The organism is Arthrobacter sp. D1-17, assembly GCF_054130535.1.
The window spans coordinates 2,735,595-2,752,346 of the sequence record NZ_CP096382.1 but is presented as its reverse complement, the minus strand read 5'-3'; the positions used below and the strand labels follow the sequence as shown (position 1 = coordinate 2,752,346).

Below are 16,752 nucleotides of genomic sequence, written 5' to 3'. Positions count from 1 at the left end.
GACCCTGCTGATCAACTGCAGAAGTGGTTGTTCTTCGATTTCAAACGTAGGCCAGCCGCAGGGCTTTTTCAAACATTTGTTCTAGCGAGTCTCGACTTTATTCGTTGATAAGTGCTAAAACTGGAGAAGCAAAAGTTCGAATATGTGTTCTATTGCAACTGCAGGTCCGGTCGGTTCTTCGAACACACTGGCGGACATGCTCAGCAGTATCGACCGGCAGCAGCACAGAGCAGCAGCACAGAGTAGTCCAGGAGGGCTCAGGTCATGTCAGCTTCAACAACCGTTCATCAGCCTCTTTCGCTCCAGTCCCACCCAGTCCCGTCCCAGGGCAGGACCGAACAGGCGGGGAAGCCGCCGCGTCTGCGTCTGACCCGCCGGGGCCGCATCGTTCTGATCGGGTTGCCGCTGGTGCTTCTGGCGGCGCTTCTGTTGACTCTGGCCGGACTGCTGAATTCCCCGGCTAAGGCAGCCGACGCGGCCAGCGAACTCTCGGTCACGGAGACGGTCACTGTGACGGTGCAGCCCGGGGAGTCGCTATGGGCCATCGCCGTGGACGCGGATCCCCACAGGGACGCCCGCGACACTATTGCCGACATTGTCCAGCTGAACGATCTGGAGGACGGCAAAGTTCTGCCGGGGCAGCAGCTGTTCGTCCCGTCCGCCAAGTCCTGAATGCGGTGCAGAATCGCTCCCTGCCTGCCGTCGCACCGGCCACAGTTTCCTGCCAGCCGCTTCGGGCAAATAAACTGTCCACGTGACCGACCAGCTTGAGCGACTGAACCGCCTTCCCCTTCGGACCAACCTGCGGGGGTTGACGCCCTACGGCGCGCCGCAGCTGGACGTGCCTATCCTGCTGAACGTCAATGAGAACACTCATGGCGTACCGGCCGATGTCAGGGCAGCCATATCGGAGGCTGTGACAGAGGCTGCGGCCGGACTGAACCGCTACCCGGACCGCGAATTCACCCAGCTCCGGGAAGCCCTCGCCGAATACCTGGGCCACGGTCTGGGCGCCGAAAACATCTGGGCGGCCAACGGCTCCAATGAAGTCCTCCAGCAGATCCTCCAGGCCTTCGGCGGCCCCGGCCGCACGGCGTTGGGATTTCCGCCCACGTACTCCATGTACCCGCTGCTGGCCAGCGGCACCGACACTGAATACATCGTGGGGCAGCGGGCGGAGGACTACGGCCTGAGCGCCGAGTCCGCGGCACGCCAGGTCCGGGAGCTGCAGCCGAACGTCGTGTTCCTGTGCTCGCCAAACAATCCCACCGGCACGGGCCTGGGGCTGGATGTAGTAGAAGCCGTGTATCAAGCCGGCGAAGCCAGCCAGACCGTTGTGATTGTCGACGAGGCCTACCACGAGTTTGCGCACGACGGCACGCCCAGCGCCCTGACGCTGCTGCCCGGGCGTGAGCGGCTCATAGTGTCCCGGACCATGAGCAAGGCCTTTGCCCTGGCCGGAGCCCGGCTCGGATACATGGCAGCAGCCCCGGAAGTGGCCGACGCGCTGCGCCTTGTCCGCCTTCCGTACCACCTGTCGGCGATCACCCAGGCCACTGCTCTGGCCGCGCTGGAGCACAGGGAGGCTCTGATGGCCGACGTCGAGGACATCAAGCGCCAGCGCGACCGGATTGTCACAGAGCTGACGCGGATGGGTCTGAAGCCTGCGGCGTCGGACTCCAACTACGTCTTCTTCGGCGGCATCGAGAACCCCCACCAGGTGTGGCAGGAGCTGCTGGACTCCGGTGTCCTGATTAGGGATGTCGGGATCCCCGGGCACCTGCGTGTTACCGCGGGTACTGAGACGGAAACCACAGCCTTCCTCGGGGCGCTGGAAGCGATCCTGGCCCGGCAGGCAGCCCTTCCGGCCTAAACTGGAGGGTAGACCGAGAGCAGCGTCTGCATCATCCTTCGTCAAAAAGGACATCTATCACCATGACCGATACCGGAATCAAGACTGTCGGGGCCCGCACCGCGCGCCTGGAGCGCACCACCAGTGAATCCTCCGTTCTGGTGGAGATCGACCTCGACGGCACCGGAGTATCAGACATCAGCACCTCGGTCCCGTTTTACGACCACATGCTGACCGCGCTGTGCAAGCACTCGCTGATCGACATGACCGTGAAGGCTACCGGCGACATCCACATCGATGTCCACCACACGGTGGAGGACGTTGCCATCACGTTTGGCGAGGTGCTGCGCACCGCCCTCGGCAACAAGGCCGGCATCCGCCGCTTCGGTGAAGCAACCGTGCCGCTGGACGAGGCACTTGCCCACGCGGTGGTTGATGTTTCCGGCCGGCCTTACCTCGTGCACGGAGGTGAACCGGCAGGCCAGGAATACCACCTGATCGGCGGGCATTTCACCGGTTCGCTAACCCGCCACGTCTTTGAGGCCATCACCCTGCACGCCGGCATCTGCCTGCACATGAACGTCCTCGCGGGGCGGGATCCGCACCACATTGTCGAGGCCCAGTTCAAAGCATTCGCCAGGGCGCTGCGCGCCGCCGTCGAGCCCGACCCCCGGGTCGAGGGAATTCCGTCCACGAAGGGTGCACTGTGACAGGCAAAGTGCTGCGCGACGGCGCCATCATCGACCCCTCGGCCACGGTGAAGCTCCCGTCGCCCGAAGGGAAGCCGACGGTCACCGTGCTGGACTATGGATCAGGCAACGTCCGTTCTGCTGTCCGGGCGCTCGAACGCGCCGGTGCTGAGGTCATTCTGAGCTCCAAGCAGGAGGATGTTCTGAACGCTGACGGCCTGGTGGTTCCGGGCGTGGGTGCCTTCGAAACTGTCATGCGTGAGCTTAAAGCCGTGGACGGCATCCGGATGATCGGGCGCCGCGTCGCCGGCGGCCGGCCGGTCCTTGGCATCTGCGTTGGCCTCCAGGTGCTCTTCGAAGCGGGCGTGGAACACGGGACAGAAGCGGAAGGCATGGGGGAGTGGCCAGGCAAGGTTGAGCTCCTTCCCGCCGACGTGGTTCCCCACATGGGATGGAACACGGTCAAGGTTCCGGAGGGTTCAAGGCTGTTCGAAGGCGTGGAGAATGAGCGGTTCTACTTCGTGCACTCCTATGGGGTGCAGAGCTGGGACTTCGACGTCATCCAGCCCCGCATGGCCCCACCGCTCGTCACCTGGTCCGAGCACGGCGCACCCTTCATCGCAGCCGTGGAGAACGGTCCGCTGTGCGCCACGCAATTCCACCCCGAAAAATCGGGCGACGCCGGCGGCCGACTCCTCAAGAACTGGGTGACCAGCCTGCTCAGTTCCTCGCACCGCATCCCCCCAGCGGACGCCTAGATGTGGTCGGTCGTCCTGATGGGCCTCGCCGGCTTGCTGATCGGCGGCGCGCTGTCCTTCAGGCAGCAGGAGAAGCCGCTCTGGACGCAAATAGGGTTCGGCGTCCTGGCGGCAATGTCACTGCTGGCCGCCTACCTGCTGACCCTGCCCGGATCCTGACGCCGGCTCCCTGACCACCGCGCAGCCATGACGTCTGCGCAATTCATAACCACATGTGCTCCACGAGAACTGAGGACCGAGATGACCAGCCAGAACGAACTGCCGGCACTTGAACTGCTTCCCGCAGTCGACGTCGTGAACGGGCAGGCCGTGCGCCTGGTCCAGGGCGAAGCAGGCAGCGAAACCAGCTATGGCACCCCCTTGGAGGCGGCCCTGAACTGGCAGCAGCAGGGCGCCGAGTGGGTCCACCTCGTGGACCTGGACGCGGCCTTCGGCCGCGGCTCGAATGCCGAGTTGCTGCGCGAAGTCGTCGGTCGTCTGGACATCAAGGTGGAATTCTCCGGCGGCCTGCGCGACGACGAATCGCTGGAAAAGGCACTGGACCTGGGAGTCGCGCGGGTCAACCTTGGAACCGCGGCCCTGGAAAACCCGGAGTGGACTGCCCGAGCCATCGACCGCTTCGGTGATCGGATCGCTGTCGGACTCGACGTCCGCGGCACCACCCTGGCTGGGCGCGGCTGGACTAAAGAGGGCGGGGACCTCTGGGACGTGCTGGGCCGCCTCGAGGAAGCGGGCTGTGCCCGCTACGTGGTGACGGACGTGACCAAGGACGGCACGCTGCAGGGACCCAACGTTGAACTGTTGCGCCAGATGGTGGAAAAGACTGGCAAGCCCGTGGTGGCCTCCGGCGGGATCTCCAGCCTGGATGACCTGAAGGTCCTGCGCTCACTGGTCCCGCTGGGCGTCGAAGGCGCGATTGTCGGCAAGGCCCTCTACGCCGGCGCCTTCACCCTGCCCGAGGCCCTTGACGTCGCCGGCCGCCCCTAGGCTGCCCCAGTGGCTGGGCAGGACTTAACCCCGGAAAACCGGGAGGACCCGGCAGGGCAGCCGCCTGCCCGCCGGCTCCCAGGCCATATCGAGGCGGCCCTGGCGGGTGCCGACGGCGCCACGGATTCCGCCGGCCAGCCTTGGGCGGGGCGCAGCCTCGCCGGTGAGGACGCGAAGATTCACAACTTCGAGGACGACGACGGCACAGCAGACAATGCCTATCTCGCCGCCATCGATGCGCTCTTGACCGGCGGAGCGGACGAAGCGGCTGTGGTCGCCACCCTGGCAACAGCGAGGGTCTTTGTCCCGGTGGTGGCGCAGCTTGCCGAGGAAGCGGAGGGAGCTGCAGGGCTCCATGCCGACAAGCAGGCGGATATGGCGCTGGTGACGCTCAAGGCGCCGGACGGCAGGCTGGCCATGCCGGTCTTCACTTCTTCGGCCGCACTGGCCGCCTGGCACTCGGAGGCGAGGCCCGTTGCCGTCTATGCATCGCGCGCTGCCCTATCAGCAGTCTCAGAGGGCGCGGAACTGCTTGTGGTTGATCCCGGCTCCGAGGTGACGTTCGTCGTGCGCCGGCCAGCGGTGTGGTCTCTCGCGCAGCAGCAGCCCTGGCTTCCCGCCTACAGGGACCCCGAACTGGCTGCGGTGCTGGAAGCGACAGCCGCCGCTTGGCCCGCGGTCCGCCGCCTGGAGGTTCTTCCCGGTCAGGGAGTGGCTGCCGCTACGGCATCCGGCCGCCGGATGGCAGGCGGAGGACCCGGCCCGGAGCTCCGGGTGGTGCTGTATCTCGAGGAGGGGCTTGATGCCGCCGCCGTCCAGTCGCTCGTCGGGGACCTGCACAATCAGTGGGCGCGGAATGAATTGTTCGGTGAACGTGTTGACTCGGTCGAGGTCAAGCTGAGGCGCGCCGCAGAGTAACCGCCGGTCCAAGTGGTCCGTCCGATTCTGCCCCGCGGCGGAACGAAGGGACCACCCGTGAATTTCACCCTGTACCGGGATCTGTTGGCTGTGGAGCCGATACGCCGCCTCCTGGTGGTGGGCATGATTGCCCGTATACCCCACTCATCTGCCGGCGTGCTGCTGACGCTGCACATCGTCCTCACCTTGGAACAGGGGTATGCCGCTGCAGGCACTGCAGCAGCCGTCATGACCGTTGGCATTGCCCTGGGTGCCCCATGGCGCGGCCGCCGCGTGGACACGGTGGGGCTGCGCCGGGCGCTGATCCCGTCGGTGGTTTCCGAGACCGTCATCTGGTCGATAGTCCCGCACGTTTCCTATCAGTGGCTGTTGCCGCTGGTCTTCGTGGGCGGCCTGCTGACGCTGCCCATTTTTAGTGTGGTGCGGCAGTCGCTGGGAGTGCTCGCCGACGGCGACCAGCGGCGGACCGCCTTCGCACTCGATGCCATCACCACCGAACTGGTGTTCATGATCGGGCCAGCGGCGGGAGCAGTCGTGGCTACGAGCGGCCAGTCGGTCCTCGGCCTGACCATCGTAGGTGTCTCCACCTCCCTGGCAGGTCTGTTCCTGATGTGGTTCAATCCGCCCACCCGAAGCGCTGCCGATAACGGGGCCAGCGTTGGCGAAGAGCAGGATGCTGCAGCGATGACCGTTGCCGCCGCAGCCCCGGCCCACCTGCAGGAAGCTGCCGCCGAGTTGGCATTGCCGACAGCCGTGCGCGGCCGGAGCGGTCTGCAGAATCCGGGCCGCCTGCGACGTCTGCGTCTGCGCCATGAAGGCCTGAAGGGGCGCGCGGCCGCCGGCTTCGCGTGGTTCACAGCGTCCGTGGCCGCCGTGTTCGCAGTGGCCGCCGGGGCCGGCATGGTCCTTAGCGGCACCGACGTGGGGATCATTGCGGCTCTTGAAACCAACGGCCGCGAGGCCGAGATCGGTATCGTGTTCGTTTTTTGGTGCGCTGCATCCGTCCTGGGCGGCCTCGTCTACGGCGCCCTGCATCGGCCGGTTTCGCCGATCCTGCTCCTGCTGGGAATGGCGGCACTGACCATCCCGATGGGATTCGCCACCGACACACTGACCCTGAGCCTGCTGTCCCTGCTTCCGGGCTTCCTGTGCGCCCCGGTGCTTTCGGCCGCCTCGGAGAAAGTGGCCGACCTCGTGGCCGAGGCGCGCCGGGGCGAAGCGATGGGATGGTATGGATCCGCCCTGACTGCGGGCATCGCGCTTGGGGCCCCGCTCGCCGGGCTGTTCATTGACACTGTCGGCGCGTGGGGCGGATTCGTTTCAGTCGGTGTGGCCGGAGTGCTCCTCTGCGCGGCTGGCATCGCATTGCAGCAGCGCCGCCGCCGGCGGGCCGCGGCGCCCTGACTTCGGCCGGGTCTATTTCCGAACGGCCGGCTCCGGAGCTCCCTGCTCGGAAACTCCCTACCCCCTACTCGGGAACAATGGGAGGAATGCGGACCTCAACCGGCTTAGTGAGTTCTATTTCTTTGCTGTTGATCACGACGGCACACTGGAACTCCGCAGAGCAGGTCTGCAGCACGACGAAGGCTACCGCTATTCCGGGATCGTAGGCGATCGCGCGGGGAATGACCCGGATGGTCACAGTCTGGCTTTCGCCCGTGCAGCTGAGCTGGGCGTTGCCAAAGCCATTGGCAATCCGGCCTTCGGTGACGCGCTGGTTCACTTCCACCACGGGAACGGCGATAATACGGCCGGGGTCGGTGTCGCAGGTAAACGTTATCGGGACATCGACGGCGGCGCCGTCAGCAACGAGGGTGCCCGGGCCGACGCTGACGAGGGCTGCAGGGGCAGCGTAAGCGGGTGTGGCAACTGCGGTCAGCCCGAGGCTGGCGACAAGGACGGTGGCGAAACGGACTGTTGTGCCTAGCATGGTAGGTTCTGCCTTTGTGAACGGGCGGCAATCTTTGCCTCCAGGCGGCGAGGGCGGGAATCCCGCTGCCTGGGTATACGGGGCGCTGCCCCTGACGGCAGCGCCCCGCAAAGGCGCCGCATGAGTGCCAGCCGGAAAGCCGGCTGGCCGCCGAGCTTACTCAGGGTGCGGTTCCGTGACAACAGTCAATTTATTGGAATGAAAAAAGAACGACGGCGGGCGGCCTCCTCAAGGCCGGCCTGCCGCCGTCGAACGCTGCTTTGCGTCAGGTACTGTCCGGTGAGTCAACGCCCCCGGTCAATTAATTTCACCGGTCAGTTGACAGCGCCCGTGAACTTCTCGCCCGGACCCTTGCCCGGAGGATCCGGAATGATCGACTCTTCCCGGAACGCCAGCTGCAGGGAACGCAGCCCGTCGCGCAACGGGCCGGCATGCTGGGAGCCGATTTCAGGCGCTGCCGCGGTGACAAGTCCTGCAAGGGCGGTAATGAGCTTCCGGGCCTCATCCAGGTCCTTGAGTTCCTCTGCATTCTCCTCGGCGGCCAAGCCAAGCTTCACGGCAGCGGCGCTCATGAGGTGGACAGCGGCCGTGGTGATGACCTCGATGGCCGGAACTTCTGCGATGTCCCGAACCTGCTGTGAGACATCGGCCTGGGGCGCGGGGGCCTGGTAAATGTGTGAATTACTGTCTGGAGTGCTCATACTGGTAAGCTTGACACAGACCGACTGGATGTCGTTATTTTGCCGTGGATGAGACCCACTGCCGCAATGTGCGGTGAGCGGGTATCTTTCTGTAAAATCGTCTTTCAGTTTGCAAGCGGAGTTCTCTCCCACCCGCGTCAGCCGTTTTCCCCGCAGTTTCAAGGGGACGCAAGGTTGCCGGGTAACAGGTCGGGCGTTCCCGCAGGCACAGTCCTGTGGAAGCGCGTGCAGTCCCCAGGGGCGTGCACATCCGATCTTCGAGGCCTTCGATTGCTCCGGCAATTGGGGGCCTTCTCTGTTTGCCGGTGGAACATCAAACACAAACACAGGAGCTTTAACATTAGCGAGCCAAGAATCAATGAGCGTATCCGCGTCCCTGAGGTGCGGCTGGTCGGCCCTGCCGGCGAACAGGTAGGAATCGTCCGTATCGAGGATGCCCTCCGTCTGGCTGCCGAGTCCGACCTTGATCTCGTTGAAGTTGCACCTCAGGCGAAGCCTCCGGTGTGCAAGCTGATGGACTTCGGCAAGTACAAGTACGAGGCCGCAGTCAAGGCCCGTGAGGCCCGTAAGAACCAAACCAACACGGTTCTGAAGGAAATCCGGTTCCGCCTGAAGATCGACACCCACGACTATGAGACCAAGCGCGGCCATGCCCTGCGCTTCCTCGGAGCCGGAGACAAGGTCAAGGCCATGATCCAGTTCCGTGGCCGTGAGCAGCAGCGTCCCGAAATGGGCCTGCGTTTGCTCCAGCGTTTCGCTGAGGACGTCTCCGACGTTGGGGTAGTGGAGTCCAGCCCCCGCATCGATGGCCGCAACATGGTCATGGTCATCGGTCCGCTGAAGAACAAGGCTGAGGCTAAGGCCGAAGCCCGCCGTACTGCGCAGCGCGCCGAGGCCAAGGCCCAGAATGAAGCCAAGGCATCCGGACACATCGACACCTCGGGCGCTGAGCAGGCACCCATGACGCAGTCGCTTGCAGACCTGCTGCCCGAGGGCTACCAGGTGAACACGGAAGCACCTGCGCCGGAAGCCGCCGTCGAAACGCCGGCAGCTAAGGCTCCGGAGGTCCCGGAAGCCCCGCAGCAGGAAGCCCCCAAGGCAGCAGAGCCGAAGCGCGAAGCGCCCAAGGCTGCCGCCCCCAAGGCTGCAGCTCCGAAGGCTGCAGCTCCGAAGGCTGCAGCTCCGAAGGCTCCGGCTCCGGCTCCGGCACCCGCAGCTCCTGCGGAGCCGAAAGCAACTGAAGCTGAAGCCGCTGCTCCAGCAGCACCAAAGCCTGCGGCAGTGCCTGCCCCGCCGAAGCCGGTGGCCAGGCCTGCTGCGCCGAAGCCCGCTGCACGCCCTGCAGCACCCCGGGCGACGCCGAAACCGGCAGGCAAGAAGACCACCTAGTCCACAGCTGCGGAAGGTATCGCCTTCAGGCAGTAAGCAACCAGCATGCCGCCCGCAGGGGCGGCTGCCCGAAAGACTGCAGACGTAGTCTGCGGAAACGTTAGGAGATCGGTTCCCATGCCGAAGATGAAGACCCACAGCGGTGCTAAGAAGCGCTTCAAGCTGACCGGCAGTGGCAAGCTGCGCCGCCAGCAGGCCAACCGCCGCCACTACCTCGAGCACAAGTCCTCCCGGCTGACGCGTCGCCTCGCCGGCGACAAGATCGTCTTCAAGGGCGACGCCAAGGTTATCCGGAAGATGCTCGGCATCTAATTTCCCAGCACTCTGACTGGTTGCCATTGGCAGCAGTCAACCACCAATAAGCCTTCTCAGGCCCGCCGGGATTCCGGCAGCAGACGCTTGGGATAAGAATTTTGAAGGAGTACGCACGTGGCACGTGTGAAGCGGGCGGTAAACGCCCACAAGAAGCGCCGGGTTGTTCTCGAACGCGCCAAAGGTTACCGCGGACAGCGCTCACGCCTGTACCGCAAGGCCAAAGAGCAGCTGCTGCACTCGTTTGTGTACAGCTACGGGGACCGCAAGAAGAAGAAGGGCGACTTCCGCCGCCTGTGGATCCAGCGCATCAACGCTGCATCCCGCGCCAACGGACTCACCTACAACCGCCTGATCCAGGGCCTGAAGGCCGCCGAGGTCGAGGTTGACCGCCGCATGCTTGCCGAGCTGGCCGTTTCCGACGCCAACGCCTTCGCTGCGCTGGTCCAGGTCGCCAAGGACTCCCTGCCTGCCGACACCTCCGCTCCGGCTGTTTCCGCCGAAGCTGCGCCGGCTGCCAAGACCAAGAAGCCTGCCGCCAAGAAGGCTGCCGCTGACGAGGCTGCTGTTTAGCAGCTCCCCGTTCCGGGCAGTTCGAGGACCTGTTGCAACAGCAACTAAGGTTCTTATATGAACGAAACCGGGCGCCCGCAAGACTTTCCACTTTCCAACCCCCGAGCTGATCGGGTCAGGGATGTGGCAAAGCTTGCCGGGCGCCCGGTCCGTTTAAAGCGCCGGCAGTTTTTGGCGGAGGGGCCCCAGGCCGTCCGTGAAGCACTGGTGCTGCACCGCAAGAGACTGGAGGCTGGGGAGCTTGGCGTCGTCCGCGACGTGTACGCCAGCGAAGCATGCCTGGACCGCTACCCGGAGTTCGAAGACCTGGCATCCGGCACCAGTGCCAGGCTGGCCACCGATGAGGTGCTGGCGGCCATGGCCGATACCGTCACACCGCAGGGGATCATCGCCGTCTGTGATTTCGTTGACGTCCCGCTGGACAGTGTGCTCGACGCGCGGCCCCGGCTGCTTGCTGTGCTGTGCCAGGTCCGGGATCCAGGAAACGCCGGAACCGTCCTCCGCGCCGCCGATGCGGCCGGCGCGGATGCCGTGGTTCTGACGGGCTCGAGTGTGGACATTTATAACCCCAAGGCCGTGCGCTCCACGGCCGGCTCCCTCTTCCACCTGCCGGTGGTGCTTGGCGCCGACGTCGAAGAGGTCGCAGCGCAGTGCAGGGCCCGGGGCATAGGTGTGCTGGCCGCCGACGGTTACGGGACACTGAATCTGGACCGGCTGCAGGATGAGAGTGCGGCGCGGCGGCTCAGCGGCTCGGACACCGGTTCGGACTATGCCCTGGAGGAGCCTACAGCCTGGCTCTTCGGGAATGAGGCGCAGGGACTATCCGAGGTTGAGCTCGCCTTGGCCGACCACCGGGTGGCAGTTCCCGTGTACGGCTCCGCTGAAAGCCTTAACCTCGGCACGGCAGCTACCGTTTGCCTCTATGCAAGTGCGAGGTCCCAGCAGCCGCAGCACGTGGCTGCGGGAGAATAAAAAAGCGGGGACCCACCGAAGTGGGTTCCCGCGTTCTTCTTTAGTTCAGGTCCGCCCACGGGGCAGCCTTGGTGTTCTTACGTCGTTGTGCGGTTGCGTCCGGTGATGGCCCCGTAGATGCCGGCGACTACCAGGCCGCCGATAATGGCGAGGATCCAGGTGCCGAGGTCGAAGAAGGCCAGGTCACCTCTGCCGAACAGAAGGCTGCCGATCCAGCCACCAACGATTGCGCCAACGACGCCCAGAACCAGGCTGGTGACCCAGCCGCCGCCAACCCTGCCGGGCATAACGGCCTTAACGATTGCGCCTACAATGAGGCCGAGAATAATCCAAGCAAGAAAACCCATTGTCTCCTCCTTTATATTCGTCGGGACCGATACAAAAACCACTCCCGATATGGCTTCAAGCTAGCACAGCGCATGTTTCTTGTCAGTACGCTTAGTTTCGTGTTTTTTTGTGGCGGGGCGTCGCCGGTACTGGTGCCCTCCGACGGCGGGACGGGTACGGTAATGACTAGTGGTTCCCGTTGGCGGGCCCAGTCCAATTCGTGGTGATGCAGACCTCAAAGAGGTGAGCCTCCCTTGGCTGCAACTGGTGGTACCAAGGCGATTGTTGCGGCTCTGGCTGCCAACCTGACCATCGCCGCCCTGAAGTTCGTCGCATTCATACTGACGTTGTCATCTTCAATGCTGGCCGAGGCAATCCACTCGGTGGCCGACTCCGGAAACCAGATCCTGCTTCTCGTGGGAGGCAAACGGGCGAAGCGTGCTGCAAGTGAAGAGCACCCGTTCGGTTACGGCCGTGAACGCTATATCTACGCCTTCATCGTTTCCATCGTGCTGTTCAGTGTGGGCGGCCTGTTCGCTCTCTACGAAGCATGGGACAAGTTCCAGCATCCGCACGTCCATCATCCCCCTCAAGACCCTGCACCTCGGGCCCGAGGAGCTGCTCGTCGCCGCAAAGATCACTGTGGGGGCAGCGGTATCGGGGCTGGAGATTGCCGAACTGATCAACGCCGCCGAGGAGCGGGTACGTGCGGCAGTTCCGATCGCCAGGGTCATCTATCTGGAACCCGATATCCACCGCTCGGAGCTGCGCACCGGGGAGGCGGCAGTTGGCGGCAAAGGGTCCTGAGCCCTGCCTGAACCTTTGGAAGCTGCTGGCTCTGTAATCCTGTCCGGGTTAGGTGGCCAGCGGCCTTTTATGCTCCAGCAGTCCGCTCAGCAGTGCTACGCCCAGGCCCAGGACGGCCAGCACCGCTCCCACCAGGGCAGGAGCAACATATCCCCATCCCCAGGCAATCACGAGGCCGCCGAGGAACGCGCCCAGGGCGTTGGCAACGTTGAGTGCCGCGTGATTGAGGGAGGAGGCCAGGGACGGTGCGTCGGGTGAGGCATCGAGCAGCCTGGTTTGCAGCGCGGGGACCAGCATTGAGCCGGCTGCGCCCACAACGAACACCATCACGAACGCGGACCAGGCCCAGTGCACGGCGACCGCGTAGATGACCAGCGCCACCGCGATTCCCGGCAGCACGCGGTAGAGGGTTCCCATGACTGACTTGTCGGCGAGCCTGCCGCCCACGATGTTGCCCGCCACCATTCCTAGACCATAGAGCGCCACGACGAACGGCAGGAACCCAGAAGGAATGCCCGCGACGGACGTCATCGTGTGCGCGATGTAAGTGTAGGTGGCGAAGAACCCGCCGAAGCCGACGATCCCGATCATGATGGCGAGCCAGACCTGTGCCCGCTTCAGTGCACCAAGTTCGCGGCGGATGCTCGCATCGGCATGGGCCTTCTGGAAGGGAACAAATTTCCAGATCAGGGCCAGCGTCAGCAGCCCGAGGAAGCCGACCAGAACGAACAGCAGACGCCAGCCGAACGTCTGTCCTATCCACGTGGCGAAGGGAACGCCGATGACGTTCGCCACGGTTAGCCCGGCCATGACCATGGAAATCGCCCACCCGCGTTTCGTCGGAGCCACGAGCGACGCCGCGATCACGGCGGCTACACCGAAAAAGGCGCCATGTGGCAGTCCGGCGGCAAAGCGGGAAACCAGCATGCTCGCATAGTCCGGGGCGATGAAGGAGGACAGATTGGCGACGCTGAAGAACAGCATGAGGCCGAGCGCGAGATGCTTGCGCGGAAGCTTCGCGCCCACGGCGGCCAGTGCAGGTGCCCCGACGACAACGCCCAGCGCATAGGCGGAGATGAGGTGCCCGGCCTCGGGGGTGCCGATGTTCAAGCCGACCTCCACCTCCTTGAGCAGCCCCATCATGGCGAATTCGGTAACACCGATGCCGAACCCTCCCATGGCCAGCGCCAGGATGGCGAGGCCGAGATGGGAGCGGTTGGCTGCGGCTTTGCCGGGAGCGTGAACGGTCGTGGTCATGTGCCTGCTTTTCCGAGCTCGGGGATGTGTGCTGCGGCGCAACTGAAGGCGCTGCCAGGTATTTCCGCGACGTTGGGGGAGGGCGCTGCAGAGGTGCACGCCCTAACCATTGTCCCCCATACACTGAGGAGGTGAGAGAACCGATAAGCGTCGTGGGCGGTGCCGTCCTGGATTCACTTGCCCGCCCAACCCGGCTGCTGGTGGCCAGGCGGACAGCACCCCCGCAGTTCGCAGGCATGTGGGAGTTTCCCGGCGGCAAAGTGGAACCGGATGAAACGGCCGAGACGGCACTGCACCGCGAGTTGGGTGAGGAGTTGGGCATCGGCGTCCGCCTGGGAGCGGAGCTGACGGCCCCGCACCAGTCTGGCTGGCCCCTGAACGAGCGGGCATCCATGCGCGTATGGTTGGCCGAAATCAGCGACGGTGAGCCCCTGCCCTTGGAGGACCATGACCAACTGGCCTGGGTGAGCATCCGTGAAAGTGAGGAAGCTCTCAGTCTGCCCTGGATTCCGGCCGACCTTCCGATTGTCCGGGCCCTGCTGGCAGAGCTCGGCACCTCAGCCCCGATGAACGCCCTCCCCGCAAATTAAGTTCCATTCAGCACTGCAGATCCCTTCTGATTGTTCGGATTAGGGCTCCTGCCGGCTTGTGGGCAGAATTTGCATGCTGGACGTTTCTGCTGCGTCCACCCCTTGGACAACTCGAGGGGACCGGCATATTCATCCCAGCCTGCAAGGAGTCCCATGATCTCGGTGAGCCGTGTCGTCAAGAGCTACGGCTCCGGAGCTTCGCAGGTCCGGGCCCTCGATGACGTGACCCTGTCCGTTGCCGAAGGTGAAATTTTCGGCGTCGTCGGTCAAAGCGGTGCAGGCAAGAGCACGCTGATCCGCACCATCAACTCCCTGGAGAGTCCCGACTCCGGCACCGTCCGGGTGGGCGGCCGGGAGATGACCAAGCTTGCGGGCCGGGAGCTGCGGGAAGCGCGGCACGACATCGGCATGATCTTTCAGCACTTCAACCTGCTTAGCGGCCGGACTGTCAGGTCCAACGTAGAACTCTCGCTGGAGATCACGGGAACCGGACGAAGCCAGCGCCGCAGCCGCGCCATGGAGATCCTGGAACTCGTAGGCCTGCATGGCAAAGCCGATGCCTATCCCGCTCAATTGTCTGGCGGGCAGAAACAGCGCGTCGGGATCGCCCGGGCATTGGCTTCCAACCCCTCGGTGCTGCTGAGCGATGAAGCCACTTCCGCGCTCGACCCCGAAACCACGCGGCAGATCCTGGATCTTATTCGCCAGCTCAGCAGGGACCTCAGCCTGACAGTGCTCCTGATCACGCACGAGATGGATGTTGTCAAGAGAATCTGCGAGTCCGCCGCTGTCATGAGCCAGGGGCGGATCCTTGAGCAGGGGCGCGTAAAGGACCTGCTGACGACGGACGGGTCCCTTTTGGGTAAGGCGCTGTTTCCCCTCGGAGACCTCCCGGAGACCTCGTCCGCAGTTGTCGAAATCACTTTTACGGGAGTTCCTACGGACCGGCCCGTCATCGCCCAGCTGGCCCGCAAGCACGGGATCGACGTCGGAATCCTGGGCGCCGCCGTCGAGACGGTCCACGGACGGCAGACCGGACGGACCCGGCTGGAACTGCCCGGCGACCGGGGGGCTGTGGCAGGTGCCATCGCGGACCTGCGCTCGCAGGGACTTTATGTGGAGGTAATCAAATGATTGACCGCAATGACCCTTACTTCTGGTCGGACTGGCTGGACACCATTCTTAACGGGGCGGGAGAGACGTTTTATACCGTCGGCGTGAGTCTCCTGCTGACCGTGATCTTCGGCCTTGCGGCCGGTGTGCTGCTCGTAACCACCGAGGCGGGCGGCCTGCTGGCCAAGCCGTTTGGAAGCCGAGTGCTGGGGCTCGTGATCAACCGCCTGCTGGATGTGCTGGTCAACATGGGCCGCTCGATCCCGTTCATTATCCTGATGATCCTGCTTATTCCCTTCACCCGCCTCCTGGTTGGCTCGTTCATCGGCCCGACGGCGGCCATCGTCCCGCTCACGATCGCCGGAATCCCGTTTTTCGCGCGATTGGTTGAGATCGGCATCCGGGAGGTGCCCCGGGGCCTTGTTGAAGCTGCCGAATCCCTGGGCGCCACGCGCTGGACCATCCTCACTAAAGTTTTGGTCGCCGAGGCCGTACCGGCCCTGGCCCTGAGCCTCTCCACAACGGTGGTGGGTCTCATTGGCTACTCCGCAATGGTGGGCGCTGTGGGCGGCGGGGGGCTGGGCGACGTGGCCTTCCGCTACGGCTACCAGCGTTACAGCCCGGAGTACATGTTCGGCGTGGTCATCCTCCTGATCCTGCTGGTCCAGATCTTCCAATCACTGGGAAACTTGGCGGCCCGCAGGCTTTCCCACCGCTGACCAACTCGTTTCAACTTCCATCCATTCCATCCCTGAAAGAGTTCCCCATGATTCGCTCCTCTCTCCTCAAAGCGGCCGCTGCCGGAGCAGCCGCCGTCCTCGCCTTGTCCGCATGCGGCGGTGCAGCTTCCTCCGCGAAGGAATCGGAAACCATCAAGGTAGGAGCGCTGGCTGTTCCGGCCGGCGACATGCTCAAGCACGTCCAGCGTGAACTGGCCCCCAAGGAAGGCCTGACAGTCGACTACAAGGAGTTCAGCGACTACAACACGCCGAACCCCGCTGTCAGCGACGGCGACATCGATGCCAACCTCTTCCAAAACACCACGTTCCTTGAGACCTACAACAAGGTGTCCGGCAAGAATCTGGTCAGCGTGGGCAAGGTCTACCTGCCGCCAATGGCCCTGTACTCCAACAACTTCAGCAGCCTGGACGCCCTGCCTGCCGGCGCCTCCGTGGCCATTCCGAACGACCCCACCAACGAGGCCCGTGCCTTGAAGCTGCTGGCGTCCAAGGGCCTCATCGAGGTCACGGAGAACCCGGTCACACTCAAGGACGTCAAGGCGAACCCCAAGAACCTGAAGTTCACGGAGATCGAAAACGCCAGCCTTCCCCAGGCCCTTAACGACAAGGACGCTGCGATCGTGACCCTGGCCTTCGCCCTGCCCGCTGGCCTGAGCGCCGACAAGCAGATTCTCGTCGAGGGCAAGGACAGCGCCTACTACAACGTCCTCGCTGTCAAGGCCGAGATGAAGGACGATCCCCGGGTGCAGAAGCTCTACAAGATCCTGACGTCCCAGGAGATGAAGGACTTCATCCAGACCGAGTTCAAGGGCCTCGTCATCCCTGCAAGCTAGGACG

At 64.2% G+C, this 16,752-nt stretch carries 20 protein-coding genes and 1 pseudogene; 17 read left to right on the top strand and 4 right to left on the bottom strand.

The window, feature by feature from the left end; genetic code table 11:
• Positions 1 to 264: 264 nt before the first annotated feature.
• The 8 genes from M1E01_RS12800 to M1E01_RS12765 all read left to right on the top strand — a co-directional run bounded on the left by M1E01_RS12800 (position 265) and on the right by M1E01_RS12765 (position 6,608).
• A complete protein-coding gene (locus M1E01_RS12800; RefSeq protein ID WP_457971959.1) occupies positions 265 to 672 on the top strand; it encodes a LysM peptidoglycan-binding domain-containing protein in 408 nt (135 codons plus the stop codon).
• An 82-nt stretch (positions 673 to 754) separates the two neighbouring features.
• Positions 755 to 1,873 carry a histidinol-phosphate transaminase gene (locus M1E01_RS12795; protein WP_457971958.1) on the top strand — a complete coding sequence of 373 codons (1,119 nt, stop codon included), beginning with the start codon at positions 755 to 757 and terminating at the stop codon, positions 1,871 to 1,873.
• Between the two features lie 62 nt (positions 1,874 to 1,935).
• Positions 1,936 to 2,562, top strand: coding sequence for an imidazoleglycerol-phosphate dehydratase HisB (gene hisB, locus M1E01_RS12790; protein WP_457971957.1), 627 nt, complete (start codon positions 1,936 to 1,938; stop codon positions 2,560 to 2,562).
• Positions 2,559 to 3,299 (top strand): imidazole glycerol phosphate synthase subunit HisH, encoded by a 741-nt coding sequence (hisH, locus tag M1E01_RS12785; RefSeq protein WP_457971956.1) that lies wholly within the window; start codon positions 2,559 to 2,561, stop codon positions 3,297 to 3,299. The genes hisB and hisH overlap by 4 nt, the downstream gene beginning before the upstream one ends.
• Entirely contained in the window at positions 3,300 to 3,458 is a 159-nt protein-coding gene (locus M1E01_RS12780; protein ID WP_457971955.1) for a hypothetical protein, read from the top strand. It begins immediately after the preceding gene.
• 81 nt (positions 3,459 to 3,539) lie between these two features.
• Positions 3,540 to 4,286: a bifunctional 1-(5-phosphoribosyl)-5-((5-phosphoribosylamino)methylideneamino)imidazole-4-carboxamide isomerase/phosphoribosylanthranilate isomerase PriA gene (priA, locus tag M1E01_RS12775; RefSeq protein ID WP_457971954.1), complete on the top strand. Its 747-nt coding sequence runs from the start codon at positions 3,540 to 3,542 to the stop codon at positions 4,284 to 4,286.
• Between the two features lie 9 nt (positions 4,287 to 4,295).
• Complete coding sequence (locus M1E01_RS12770; protein WP_457971953.1) at positions 4,296 to 5,204, top strand: SseB family protein; 909 nt, start codon at positions 4,296 to 4,298, stop codon at positions 5,202 to 5,204.
• Between the two features lie 57 nt (positions 5,205 to 5,261).
• Positions 5,262 to 6,608, top strand: a complete 1,347-nt coding sequence (locus tag M1E01_RS12765) for an MFS transporter (RefSeq protein ID WP_457971952.1) — start codon at positions 5,262 to 5,264, stop codon at positions 6,606 to 6,608.
• A gap of 64 nt (positions 6,609 to 6,672) precedes the next feature.
• Here the strand turns inward: M1E01_RS12765 and M1E01_RS12760 are convergent, their stop codons facing one another.
• Both M1E01_RS12760 and M1E01_RS12755 read right to left on the bottom strand, forming a co-directional pair.
• A complete protein-coding gene (locus tag M1E01_RS12760; protein WP_457971951.1) occupies positions 6,673 to 7,134 on the bottom strand; it encodes a hypothetical protein in 462 nt (153 codons plus the stop codon).
• A gap of 314 nt (positions 7,135 to 7,448) precedes the next feature.
• On the bottom strand, positions 7,449 to 7,835 hold the full coding sequence (locus M1E01_RS12755; RefSeq protein WP_457971950.1) for a DUF1844 domain-containing protein: 387 nt from the start codon (positions 7,833 to 7,835) through the stop codon (positions 7,449 to 7,451).
• A gap of 381 nt (positions 7,836 to 8,216) precedes the next feature.
• Here M1E01_RS12755 and infC point away from each other — a divergent pair, with 381 nt between their 5' ends.
• From infC to M1E01_RS12735, 4 genes are all read left to right on the top strand, one after another.
• The gene (gene infC / locus M1E01_RS12750; RefSeq protein ID WP_457971949.1) at positions 8,217 to 9,224 is read left to right on the top strand and encodes a translation initiation factor IF-3; all 1,008 of its coding nucleotides are present in this window, start codon (positions 8,217 to 8,219) and stop codon (positions 9,222 to 9,224) included.
• A gap of 117 nt (positions 9,225 to 9,341) precedes the next feature.
• Positions 9,342 to 9,536, top strand: coding sequence for a 50S ribosomal protein L35 (gene rpmI / locus M1E01_RS12745; protein WP_009358635.1), 195 nt, complete (start codon positions 9,342 to 9,344; stop codon positions 9,534 to 9,536).
• Between the two features lie 117 nt (positions 9,537 to 9,653).
• A complete protein-coding gene (gene rplT / locus M1E01_RS12740) occupies positions 9,654 to 10,109 on the top strand; it encodes a 50S ribosomal protein L20 (RefSeq protein ID WP_457971948.1) in 456 nt (151 codons plus the stop codon).
• A gap of 57 nt (positions 10,110 to 10,166) precedes the next feature.
• A complete protein-coding gene (locus M1E01_RS12735; RefSeq protein ID WP_457971947.1) occupies positions 10,167 to 11,081 on the top strand; it encodes a TrmH family RNA methyltransferase in 915 nt (304 codons plus the stop codon).
• Between the two features lie 77 nt (positions 11,082 to 11,158).
• On the opposite strand, the gene M1E01_RS12730 is transcribed toward M1E01_RS12735, so the two are convergent.
• Positions 11,159 to 11,428 carry a GlsB/YeaQ/YmgE family stress response membrane protein gene (locus M1E01_RS12730; protein WP_457971946.1) on the bottom strand — a complete coding sequence of 90 codons (270 nt, stop codon included), beginning with the start codon at positions 11,426 to 11,428 and terminating at the stop codon, positions 11,159 to 11,161.
• A gap of 234 nt (positions 11,429 to 11,662) precedes the next feature.
• On the opposite strand from M1E01_RS12730, the pseudogene M1E01_RS12725 reads away from it, so the two are divergent.
• A pseudogene (locus M1E01_RS12725) lies at positions 11,663 to 12,215 on the top strand (cation diffusion facilitator family transporter).
• A 48-nt stretch (positions 12,216 to 12,263) separates the two neighbouring features.
• Here M1E01_RS12725 and M1E01_RS12720 read toward each other — a convergent pair.
• Positions 12,264 to 13,472, bottom strand: coding sequence for an MFS transporter (locus tag M1E01_RS12720; protein ID WP_457971945.1), 1,209 nt, complete (start codon positions 13,470 to 13,472; stop codon positions 12,264 to 12,266).
• Between the two features lie 131 nt (positions 13,473 to 13,603).
• On the opposite strand from M1E01_RS12720, the gene M1E01_RS12715 reads away from it, so the two are divergent.
• The 4 genes from M1E01_RS12715 to M1E01_RS12700 all read left to right on the top strand — a co-directional run bounded on the left by M1E01_RS12715 (position 13,604) and on the right by M1E01_RS12700 (position 16,748).
• A complete protein-coding gene (locus M1E01_RS12715; RefSeq protein WP_457971944.1) occupies positions 13,604 to 14,062 on the top strand; it encodes a (deoxy)nucleoside triphosphate pyrophosphohydrolase in 459 nt (152 codons plus the stop codon).
• A 153-nt stretch (positions 14,063 to 14,215) separates the two neighbouring features.
• A complete protein-coding gene (locus tag M1E01_RS12710; protein WP_457971943.1) occupies positions 14,216 to 15,196 on the top strand; it encodes a methionine ABC transporter ATP-binding protein in 981 nt (326 codons plus the stop codon).
• Positions 15,193 to 15,894: a methionine ABC transporter permease gene (locus M1E01_RS12705; protein ID WP_457971942.1), complete on the top strand. Its 702-nt coding sequence runs from the start codon at positions 15,193 to 15,195 to the stop codon at positions 15,892 to 15,894. Before M1E01_RS12710 ends, M1E01_RS12705 begins: the two co-directional genes overlap by 4 nt.
• A gap of 47 nt (positions 15,895 to 15,941) precedes the next feature.
• Positions 15,942 to 16,748: a MetQ/NlpA family ABC transporter substrate-binding protein gene (locus M1E01_RS12700; protein WP_457971941.1), complete on the top strand. Its 807-nt coding sequence runs from the start codon at positions 15,942 to 15,944 to the stop codon at positions 16,746 to 16,748.
• Positions 16,749 to 16,752 lie beyond the last annotated feature (4 nt).